Source organism: Pseudomonas sp., from assembly GCF_050739655.1.
Classification (GTDB): Bacteria; Pseudomonadota; Gammaproteobacteria; order Pseudomonadales; family Pseudomonadaceae; genus Aquipseudomonas.
Genome location: NZ_JBOIBY010000205.1, coordinates 1 through 10334, shown reverse-complemented (window position 1 = coordinate 10334; position 10334 = coordinate 1). Strand labels below are relative to the sequence as shown.

Below are 10334 nucleotides of genomic sequence, written 5' to 3'. Positions count from 1 at the left end.
CCATCACAGTCAACAGACCCACCGCCTTCGCGAGCAAGCCCGCTCCCACAGGTAACGCGTCTGCCACGGCTTTTGTGGAAATGAACAATTATCCCCGCTAGCGCTTGTGCAGCAGACCGGCGTTATTGTCTGTGCCAGCTGGCAGCATGGAGCCATTGGAACTGGAGAACGCCCATGAAAATCGTCATTGCCCCCGATTCGTTCAAAGACAGCCTCAGCGCCCAAGGCGTGGCTGATGCTATTGCCTTGGGTTTGGCCGAGGTGTGGCCCGATGCACAGTTGATCAAATGCCCGATGGCCGACGGAGGGGAGGGGACAGTCGAATCAGTGCTGGCGGCCTGCAATGGCGAACTGCGCCGTACTGAGGTTCGTGGACCCTTGGGCTCACCGGTGAATGCCGCGTGGGGCTGGTTGCCCGACAGCCACACCGCGATCATCGAAATGGCCGAAGCCAGCGGTTTGCAGTTGGTCCCGGTGGACGAGCGCGACGCGACGGTCAGCAGCACCTTCGGCACCGGCGAACTGATTCGTGCGGCGCTCGACGCCGGTGCGCAACGGATGATCCTGGCCATCGGTGGCAGCGCGACCAATGATGGTGGTGCAGGGGCGATGCAGGCGTTGGGTGTGAAACTGCTGGATGCACAAGGCCGATCCCTGGCGCCGGGCGGTCTGGCATTGGCGCAATTGGCGCGGATCGACCTGAGTGAAATCGACCCGCGTCTGGCCGACGTGCAATTCGACATCGCCGCCGACGTTAACAATCCGCTGTGCGGCCCCCACGGTGCCTCGGCGATTTTCGGTCCGCAAAAGGGTGCATCGCCCGAGCAGGTCGAACAACTGGATCGCGCCCTGGGGCACTTTGCCGCGCATTGCGCAACAGTCCTGAACAAGGACGTGCGCGACGAGCCGGGCAGTGGTGCCGCGGGTGGTTTGGGATTTGCGGCGAAGGCGTTCCTGGGGGCGCAATTCAAGGCAGGCGTTGAGGTGGTCGCCGAACTGGTTGGGCTGGCTGAAGCTGTGGCCGGCGCCGATCTGGTCATCACCGGCGAAGGGCGATTCGACGCGCAAACCTTGCGCGGCAAGACCCCGTTTGGTGTGGCGCGCATTGCTCGTGAGCGCGGCGTGCCGGTCATCGTCATCGCCGGCACGTTGGGCGAGGGCTATCAAACGCTGTACGAGCATGGCATTGACGCCGCGTTCGCCTTGGCGAGCGGGCCGATGACCCTCGAAATGGCCTGTGCCCAAGCTCCGAGGCTGTTGCGTGAACGGGCGACGGACATCGCCCGGGTCTGGCAAATGGCTTCCAGCCAGCGATGAGCTTCGTCCAGTCGCTCGCTGTGGCTATCGCAAAAAAACCGGGCATACCTGTCAACTTTGACAGTATCGCGTTTAGAAAAACCGGCGCTTAATTTGCCCAGGTCCTGAGACCGGGCAGAACGACAGGGTGCTTTGCAGCTGTGAGCCATGCGTTTACTGCCAGAAAAGTTTTGCCGGCCTTGATCTTGTTCATGGCTGAACTGAAACGGATTTGGAGAGACAAGCATGGCCAGTTCATTCGAAAAATTAACCGCTGAGCAGGTGCGCAACCAATATCGTCAGCGATTCTTTGTTGCGGATTTAACGATCCCCAAGATCCTGGATGCCATGGTCGGGGATCCCGATGGTTTGGTTCACAAGGACAAGCAGGGCGCACCGTTGAGAGTCGAACTTCCAATTTGGGATGACCGGCCTCCGGCGACAGGGCTGGTGAATCAGTTGACATTGGAGTGCAAGCTTTCAAGTTCGCCGGAGTGGATACTTATCAGTCAGGAAGATATTCCCGGGCCAGCAGATTTTCCTGATACTAACTTCCCTTTGCAGAGGGAGATCCCGCTTTCCATCTTCCAGAACTATGAAGGTAAGTTTGAATTTCGTTTCACCGTAAAAAACTGGAATGGCGCCAGTATCCGGGAGTCTCCAGCGGCTCCGGTGACGATCGACAGAACCGGGCCGCTTTGGGCGGATCCGGAACACGCTGTCATCGACATCGTTGAAAAACCCGTAATCACCGATGCCGTTTTGACACGCGATAACGGTGTCTTTTGCGTGATACCCGATTTTATCGAGGCGAAAAGGGCCGATGTAACAGTTCACGTCGCCTGGTTGGATAGAGTGCCGTTGCCAACGGAGGATATCACTCAGTTTATTGTGTTTAGCCGCCTCGGTCGCCAGTTGAGTTACACCGACGTGCTGGGTCAGCAGCAGACCTATCGCTATGACACCAAGGGACGGCTTGAGCAGACGCAACTGGGCACCACGGCGTCGACGTTCACCTACGATGCCATGGGCCTTACGGCAACCATTACCACCACCGACAGCGCGGGAGGGCAACGGGTCGGCATTACGTTGAAGTACGATGAGTTCGATCGGGAAATCCTGCGTAGATTCGACCTCAACGGTGTGATTCAGGAGCTGACCCAGGTGTACAACGATGTCGACGGCCTGGCCCAACGTACCCTGAAGGAGGGCACGGTGGTACTGCGCGATGAGGTCTACGGTTACGACCTGCGTGGCCGGCTCACCAACTACACCTGTGAAGGCACCCAGCCGCCCGTTGATCCCTATAACAAAGCCATCACCCGTCAGCTGTTCAGTTTCAGCGAGCTGGACAACCTACGTTTTGTCACTACCTTCTTTGCGGGTGGCTCCAACCGTGCGACTTACACCTACGACACGGTTGACCCCACGCAACTGCGTATTGTGAAAAACACCCATGCTGATTACCCATCGGAAATCTTGCTGAACTACAACGCCGACGGCCACATGATCCTCGACGAAGCCGGCCGTACCCTCGAATACAACGCCCTCGGCCAATTGATCAGTGTCAGCAGTTCTTCAGGCGGCAGCTCCGAGCGCTTCAGCTACGATCCGCTGAACAAGCTGGCCGGCAAGAACAACGGCGGCGCAGGAGAACAACGCTTCTACAAGGGCGATAAATTGGCCAACCAGGTCGATGGCTCAAATAGCAGCACTTACTTCCTGGGTGACGAAGTGGTGCTCGCCGAGCTCAAGGGTGGTGCTGACCCAAAGTCCCTGCTGCTGGCCGGTGATCATAAGAACAGTGTGACGAGCGAAGTGAGCAAGAGTGGGCGTAAGGATATTGCTTATTCGGCGTATGGGCATCGTGCGCAGGATGCGTCCGTGAGTGGTTCGCTGGGCTTCAACGGGGAGCGACGCGAGGAGGGGACTGGGTGGTACTTGCTGGGGAATGGGTATAGGGCGTTTAGTACGTTGTTGATGCGGTTTATGAGTCCGGATAGTTTCAGTCCGTTTGGGGCGGGGGGATGGAATTGTTATGCGTATTGTGACGGAGATTCGATCAATAACGTTGACCCGACCGGGCACTTCAGTTGGCTGGCCCGCCTTTTCAAACTAAACACCAACTCCCGTGGTGCACAAGCGATCCCTGCTAATTTGCGAGAAGTGCCAAAGGGCAAACCCTCTGCGGTGCTGCATAAGGTAACTTTGAATGATATTAAAGGTGCGGGATCGATCGCTGATGCGGCGGGAAAAAAATATGATAATTACACGCAGGCAAACCAATCACATTACGATCACTATAAAAAAATCCTGAATAACGAGCAGAAACTTAAGAAGGTAGGTGCATTGACGAACAATGCATACGGAGAAAAGGCTGAACAGTATTATAAAGAACATAAAAGTGGCATCGATGGCTATGCCTCGTGGATAGAATATGACAAGGCTTATAGTGACTATGAATTTTTATACAAAAACCAAGAAAGAAAGGCGATCACTCGGCTCAGCTCTGATCGATTGACAAGCTATGCAAATGCAGATGCCGCGCTCAGGAAAGAGGCGCGCCTCAATAACTTTGGTAACCCACCCACCCAAAAACAATTGCGCAGAGCCGCACAAAGAGTTGCACGCACTGCGGGTCACGTTAGAAAGCAGGAGTTCGAGAATTAACGGTTAACAGTTAGATAGCCCGGCATTGGTAATTTGAGTTATCAATGCTGGGCTTTATCGTGGCGATTTTGAAGAAGATCTCAGGTTTTGTAGTGTTCCCGCTCGAATCTTGCCGTTATTTATACACCTCAATGCAACTCAATCAACCCCAACTCCAACGCCATCATCACCGCCGCCCACCGCGAACTCACCCCGAACTTGCGTCGTATATTACTGAAGTGATAGTTCACCCCGGCTTCCGTGCAATTAAAAATCCGGCTGATTTCCCACGACGACTTGCCTTTGGCACTCCATAACAGCGCTTCCTTTTCCCGGGTGGTGAGGGCGATGCTTGTCGCCTGCCGGGTATTGGCGATTGGCAAATCAGACGTGAGGGTGGGGGCACGAGCGGGGATTGGGGTCTGGTGGTTCATGACGGTGTTCCCATTTCGATCAATGAGGCGGGCGCGGCGGTTCCTTCCGGATTCGGGCGTGGTTGCGGCGTCCAGCGTGATGGCTCAGCCCCGTTATAGCGTTTATCCCGGGCCTTGGAACCTGTAAAAAGTAACAGGTCGGGTTCAGGCAACAGCGTTGTGTTTGCCTGCGCTTTCGCGCGGATCTGCTTGTTTTGGCTCGCTAAAATCGCTGCGGATCCTTCGATTCAGCAGCCTCCGTTCGTCGTCTTATCCATGCATTAAATTCGTGGTCCTTGAATCGAAGGGTTCGACTGTCAGCGATTTTCAAGGGCCAGGCTGGCGTGTTCGATGATTTGAGATAGGGTTGTGGCTTTGGAACCCGCGCGACAGGAGAATCACATGCGCTATTCAGCCTTGACCCAACGAATCGCCGGTGACGGAGCGGCGGCCTGGCAGATTCACGATCGTGCGCTGCAATTGCGCGAACAGGGCGCCGATGTACTGTTGCTGTCCATCGGCGATCCGGATTTCGACACCCCCGAACCCATTGTCCAGGCGGCCATCGCCAGCCTGTTGGCCGGTGACACCCATTACCCCGAAGTGCGCGGCAGCCGCGGTCTGCGTGACAGCATCGCGCGCCGGCATCGGCAACGCTGCGGGCAGACTGTCGATGCCGACCACGTGATCGTTTTTCCGGGGGCGCAGTGCGCGGTGTATTCGGTGGTGCAATGCTTGCTCGATCCGGGTGACGAGGTGCTGGTGGCCGAACCGATGTACGTGACCTACGAAGGCGTGATCGGCGCGTGCGCGGCCAAGGTGGTGCCCGTGCCGGTGCGCCCGCAGAACGGCTTTCGCGTTGACCCGGTGGATGTCGCCGCACGTATTACCCCCAGGACTCGGGCCATCTTGCTCAACAGCCCGAACAACCCATCGGGCGCCAGCCTGTCGAGGGCGATCTGGCAGGAACTGGCCGCGTTGTGCATTCGCCATGACCTGTGGCTGATCAGTGACGAGGTCTACAGCGATCTGCTCTACGAGGGTGAACACATCAGCCCCGCGAGCCTGCCGGGCATGGCCGAACGTACCGCGACCATCAACAGCCTGTCCAAATCCCACGCCATGAGCGGTTGGCGGGTGGGCTGGGTAATTGGGCCAAAACCCTTGGGCGAGCACCTGGTGAATTTGTCCCTGAGCATGTTGTTCGGCATCCCGGACTTCGTGCAGAACGCGGCGCAACTGGCGCTGGACGAAAATTTGCCGCAAGTGGCGTCGATGCGTGAAGAGTATCGCCAGCGTCGGGATCTGGTCTGTGATCACTTGAGCCAATGCCCGGCGCTGCATCCCGTGCGCCCCGATGGCGGCATGTTCGTGATGGTCGACGTGCGTCAGACCGGGCTGAGCGCGCAACGCTTCGCTGAGTGCCTGCTGGAAGGGTATGGCGTGTCGGTATTAGCCGGTGAGGCGTTCGGCCCGAGTGCGGCGGGGCATATACGATTGGGGCTGGTGGTCGACCAGCCGAAGCTGGCGGAGGCATGTCGACGGATTGCGTTGTGCGCGTCGCACTTGCTGCAAGCTCGCAGCGCCTGAACCCCACCGTCGGAACCCGGCCCGGAGCAAACGCGCTTTGGGCCCAATTCCAACGATGAGTGCCGCAATGGTTCAGCTATTCCACGCCCCGACATTCACCAGATTGGCCGGTCGCTGACCCGCCAGCGCCGCCAGCAGATTATCCACCGCACAACGGGCCATCGCCTCCCGCGTCTCATGGGTGGCCGAGCCCATGTGCGGCGTTGCCACCACGTTGTTCAACTGCAACAACGGTGAGTCGTGGTTCAACGGTTCCCGCTCGAACACATCCAGCCCGGCTGCGCGGATCTGCCCTGCATGCAAGGCCTCGATCAGCGCCGATTCATCGACCACCTTGCCTCGGGAAATATTGATGAAGATGCTTTGCGGCCGCATCAGCGAGAACTGCCGCGCACCGATCAGCCCTTCAGTTTCAGCCGTCAGCGGCAGCGTCAGGCAGACAAAATCCGCCTGCTGCAACAACTCGGTCAGGCTGCGGTACTGCGCATTGAAGCGTTGCTCGACGGCCGGTTTCGGAGACTGACTGTGATAGATCACCGGCATGCCAAAACCGAAGTGCCCGCGCTTGGCCAACGCCTCGCCGATGCGACCCATACCGATGATGCCCAGGGTCTTGCCATGCACGTCGCTGCCGAAATGCGCGGGGCCGATGTTGCGTGTCCATTGGCCTTCGCGAACCATGTTCGCCAGTTCCACCACACGTCGGGCGGTGGCCAGGATCAGTGCGAAGCCGGTGTCGGCGGTGGTTTCGGTGAGCACATCCGGCGTATTGCTGAGCAGGATGCGCCGTTCGGTGAGGTAGTCGATGTCGTAGTTATCGACGCCCACCGATACGCTGGCGATGGCTTCAAGATCTGGCGCCAGGTCGAGCAGTTCGGCATCCAGTTTCAGGCTGGCGCCGAGCAAACCGTGGGCGCGGGGCAGGGCTTGGCGCAGTTTGTCGAGGCCTTCGGCGTCGAGGCTGTCGATCAGGGTCACTTGCGTGTGTTCATGCAGGCGAGCCATGAGCAGCGGCGAGAGTTTCTTGTACAGGACGACCTGCTTTTTCATCGTGATGATCTCAACTTCAATTCAGGAATGAGCCGTGAGGGGGCGCGCTACCGTGGGCCGCTCCCGGTCGCTGGCGCCGGGCTTGAGAAACACCGTCAGCACCACCGAGAGCATCAGCGCGCCGCTCATCAGCAGGTACGAGGCAGCGGGTGAGCCGGTGGAGCTGTTCAGGTAACCGACCAGGTAGGAGCCGCCAAACGAACCGAGCGCGCCCATGCTGTTGATCAGCGCCATGGCACCGCCCGCCACGTTGGCTGGCAGGATCTCCGGAATGATCGCGAAGAAAGGGCCATAGGGCGCGTACATGCAGGCCCCGGCGATGACCAGCAGGGTGTACGACCACCAGAAGTGCTCGGCACCCAAGGCGTAGGATCCGTAGAACGCAATCGAGGCGATCAGCAGCGGCGGCCAGACGAAGCGTTTGCGCTTTTGCAACTTGTCCGAGCCCCAGGACACCAGCAGCATGCCGATCACGGCGGCCAGATATGGCAGCGCCGAAAGCCAGCCCGCCTCGATCATGTCCATCTGTGCGCCCGCCTTGAGGATCGACGGCAGCCAAAGCACGAAACCGTAGACGCCGATGCTCCAGCAGAAAAATTGCAGCGCCAGGATGATGACCTTGGGCGAACGAAAGGCTTCGGCGTAGTTTTTCACCGCTTTGATACCGACCTGCTCGGCAGCCAGGGCGCTTTGCAGGTCCTGTTTTTCCTGGTCATTGAGCCACTTGGCCTGGGACGGGCGATCGTCGGCCAGACGCCACCAGATAAACGCCCAAAGCACCGCCGGCAAACCTTCGATGATGAACATCCAGCGCCAGCTGTAATGCTGCACCAGATACCCCGAGACCACTGACATCCACAGCATGGTCACCGGGTTACCGAGGATCAGGAAGGTGTTGGCCCGCGAGCGTTCGGCACGGGTGAACCAGTGACACAGGTAGATCAGCATGGCGGGCATCACCGCCGCCTCGACCACGCCGAGCATGAAGCGGATGACGATCAGCCAGTAGGCGTTGGAGACGATGCCAGTCAAGGTCGCCAGGCTGCCCCACAGGATCAGGCTGACGAAAATCAGTTTTTTCACGCTGTGCTTCTGGGCGTAGATCGCCCCTGGCACCTGGAAGAAAAAGTAGCCGAGGAAGAACAGCGCGCCGAGCATCGACGACAGGCCCGGTGTGATCATCAGGTCGGCAGCCATGCCGGACGCGGCGGCGAACCCGTAGTTGGCGCGATCCAGATACGCCAGGCTATAGGTGATGAACACGATGGGCATGATGTACCACCAGCGGCGGGTGGCGAGCGTTGCGGTTTTCATGGGTGGTGCTCCTGAGCTTGTTGTTTTTGTCGCAGCAGGTAACGGGTTTAGATCTTCAGTGACTGTTAGGGCCTCATCGCGGGCAAGCCCGCTCCCACAAGGTCCGATGGGGGTATGAAATTTATGTTCGACACAAATCCCCTGTGGGAGCGGGCTTGCCCGCGATGGCGGCCTCAAATTCAACGGACATTTCAGAACGGGTCGGCAACCCCTCCATATCCCCACGGCTCTGCACCGCCCGGCTACCAATCCAGTTGGCCCGCTGTACGGCGTCGGCAAAGCTGTGGTTTTCCAGCAGCGCGCTGATCATGCCAACGGCAAAACCATCGCCGGCACCGACGGTGTCCACCACCGTGGCCACGGGCACACCGGCAACGAACCCGGCATCCAGATGCGTGCGGTAGTAGGCGCCATGCGGGCCAAGCTTGATCGCCACCGCTTCGCAACCCTTATCCAGATAAAACCCGGCGATGTCGGCCGGGTCTTCGTAACCGGTCAACAAGCGACCTTCACTCAAGCCCGGCAGTACCCAATGGGCGAGGGCGGCGAGGCGGTTGATCTCGGTGATCATCTGCTGTTCGCTGGCCCACAGGCTCGGGCGCAGGTTGGGGTCGAAGGACACGCTGCGCCCGGCCTCGCGCATGCGGGTCATCAGTTCGAATGACATCTGCCGCGCCGTTTCCGAAAGCGCGGGAGGAATGCCGGTGGCGTGCAGGTGTCGGGCGTTGAGCAATTCGGGAACGATCGAATGCACTGACAAGTGACTGGCTGCAGAGCCGCGGCGGAAGTACTCAACGGCGGGGTCGCTGCCGTCGTCGGTGCGGGATTTGAACTGAAAGCCGGTGGGGTGCGCGGTGTCGATGTCGACGTGGCGACAGTCCAGGCCTTCCTTCTCCAGTGTGTCGATCACGAACCGACCCAGCGAGTCGGCGCCGACCCGGCTCAGCCACGCCACGTTGAAACCCAGTCGCGACAGGCCAATGGCGACATTGCTGTCGGCGCCGGCAATGCGTTTGTGGAACGCGCTGACGCTAGCCAAATCGCCGGCTTGCTCGGCGACGAACATCGCCATGGTTTCGCCGAACGAGAGGATGTCGATCTCAGACATGAGCGCTCTCCCGTTGCGATTGGCCGAGGCGGGCGAGGGCGGTGACATGCTCGGTGGTCAGCTGCACCAGGTCGTCGCCTTGCAGCGGGTATTCCGCCGCTCGCATAACGCCTTTGGCCATATGCCGCAGCAGGTGTTCCCACTGTTGCAGGTCACTGGCGGCGGGCGGGATGGCGACCAGTTTGCCGTCTGTTCGGCGGGTTACGGCTTTGCAGTGCACATAGCCGACATGGCGACCGAGCAAGCGCGCGGCGCTGGCGGCGCACTGGTCCTGCCAATGCCAGTTGCCGATATCGAAGGTCATTTTGATCGGCAGGTTGTGTTGCTCGACCTGGGCAAAAAAACGCTGGAAGGGTTCGATGCGGCCACCGTGCAAGGTCTGGTCGTTTTCCACCAGCAGTTGCACCGGGTTCGCGTCCAGTGCTTGAGCGAGGGCATTAAGGTCGCAGGTCTCGGTGAAATGTCCCAGGGACACTTTCAAGTACTTCGCACCGAATGCCCCGGCGCGTTGCAGGGCGCTGAGCAATTCCGGATTAGGCCGGGACTGACCGGCCTGCCACAGCTCCATGGGTGAGGAGTAAACACTTTCCAGCCCTTCGGCCCGCGTGGCTTCGGCGAGCTGAAGCGGGCTTTCGCCGCTCAACAATTCCTCGCGCCATTCGATGCACGTAGCACCGGCGGCAGCCAATAACGGGATGAAACTGCCCTGGCCGCGCTGGCGCACCAGATCGGCGCCGTAGCTGGACAGGCTGATGGAAACGGTGGGTTTGATCATTGTTGTTTTACCTCTGAAACCGGTTTCATTTTTGTTCAAAAAAAATCAGGGGGTTGATGTGTTGATCTTTCAGGCCCCATCGCCAGCAGGCTGGCTCCCACAGGGGATTTGTGTTGAACCTAGATCCAATGTGGGAGCC

Annotated in this window: 8 protein-coding genes; 3 read left to right on the top strand and 5 right to left on the bottom strand. The window is 59.2% G+C overall.

All coding sequences use genetic code 11. The annotated features are described in order from the left end of the window. Positions 1 to 174 precede the first annotated feature (174 nt). On the top strand, positions 175 to 1317 hold the full coding sequence (locus tag ACRESJ_RS09855; RefSeq protein ID WP_431757747.1) for a glycerate kinase: 1143 nt from the start codon (positions 175 to 177) through the stop codon (positions 1315 to 1317). A 225-nt stretch (positions 1318 to 1542) separates the two neighbouring features. After that, positions 1543 to 3966, top strand: coding sequence for an RHS repeat-associated core domain-containing protein (locus tag ACRESJ_RS09850; protein WP_431757746.1), 2424 nt, complete (start codon positions 1543 to 1545; stop codon positions 3964 to 3966). A gap of 128 nt (positions 3967 to 4094) precedes the next feature. Here ACRESJ_RS09850 and ACRESJ_RS09845 read toward each other — a convergent pair whose 3' ends face one another. Next, on the bottom strand, positions 4095 to 4379 hold the full coding sequence (locus ACRESJ_RS09845; protein WP_431757745.1) for a response regulator transcription factor: 285 nt from the start codon (positions 4377 to 4379) through the stop codon (positions 4095 to 4097). Between the two features lie 381 nt (positions 4380 to 4760). Here ACRESJ_RS09845 and ACRESJ_RS09840 point away from each other — a divergent pair, with 381 nt between their 5' ends. Further along, complete coding sequence (locus ACRESJ_RS09840; RefSeq protein WP_431757744.1) at positions 4761 to 5948, top strand: pyridoxal phosphate-dependent aminotransferase; 1188 nt, start codon at positions 4761 to 4763, stop codon at positions 5946 to 5948. Positions 5949 to 6020: 72 nt separating this feature from the next. Here ACRESJ_RS09840 and ACRESJ_RS09835 read toward each other — a convergent pair whose 3' ends face one another. The 4 genes from ACRESJ_RS09835 to ACRESJ_RS09820 all read right to left on the bottom strand — a co-directional run bounded on the left by ACRESJ_RS09835 (position 6021) and on the right by ACRESJ_RS09820 (position 10195). Beyond that, positions 6021 to 6998: a 2-hydroxyacid dehydrogenase gene (locus tag ACRESJ_RS09835; protein ID WP_431757743.1), complete on the bottom strand. Its 978-nt coding sequence runs from the start codon at positions 6996 to 6998 to the stop codon at positions 6021 to 6023. A gap of 21 nt (positions 6999 to 7019) precedes the next feature. Continuing rightward, positions 7020 to 8312 (bottom strand): MFS transporter, encoded by a 1293-nt coding sequence (locus ACRESJ_RS09830; protein WP_431757742.1) that lies wholly within the window; start codon positions 8310 to 8312, stop codon positions 7020 to 7022. Between the two features lie 121 nt (positions 8313 to 8433). Beyond that, positions 8434 to 9420 (bottom strand): sugar kinase, encoded by a 987-nt coding sequence (locus ACRESJ_RS09825; RefSeq protein WP_431757741.1) that lies wholly within the window; start codon positions 9418 to 9420, stop codon positions 8434 to 8436. Next, on the bottom strand, positions 9413 to 10195 hold the full coding sequence (locus tag ACRESJ_RS09820) for a sugar phosphate isomerase/epimerase family protein (protein ID WP_431757740.1): 783 nt from the start codon (positions 10193 to 10195) through the stop codon (positions 9413 to 9415). The genes ACRESJ_RS09825 and ACRESJ_RS09820 overlap by 8 nt, the downstream gene beginning before the upstream one ends. Positions 10196 to 10334 lie beyond the last annotated feature (139 nt).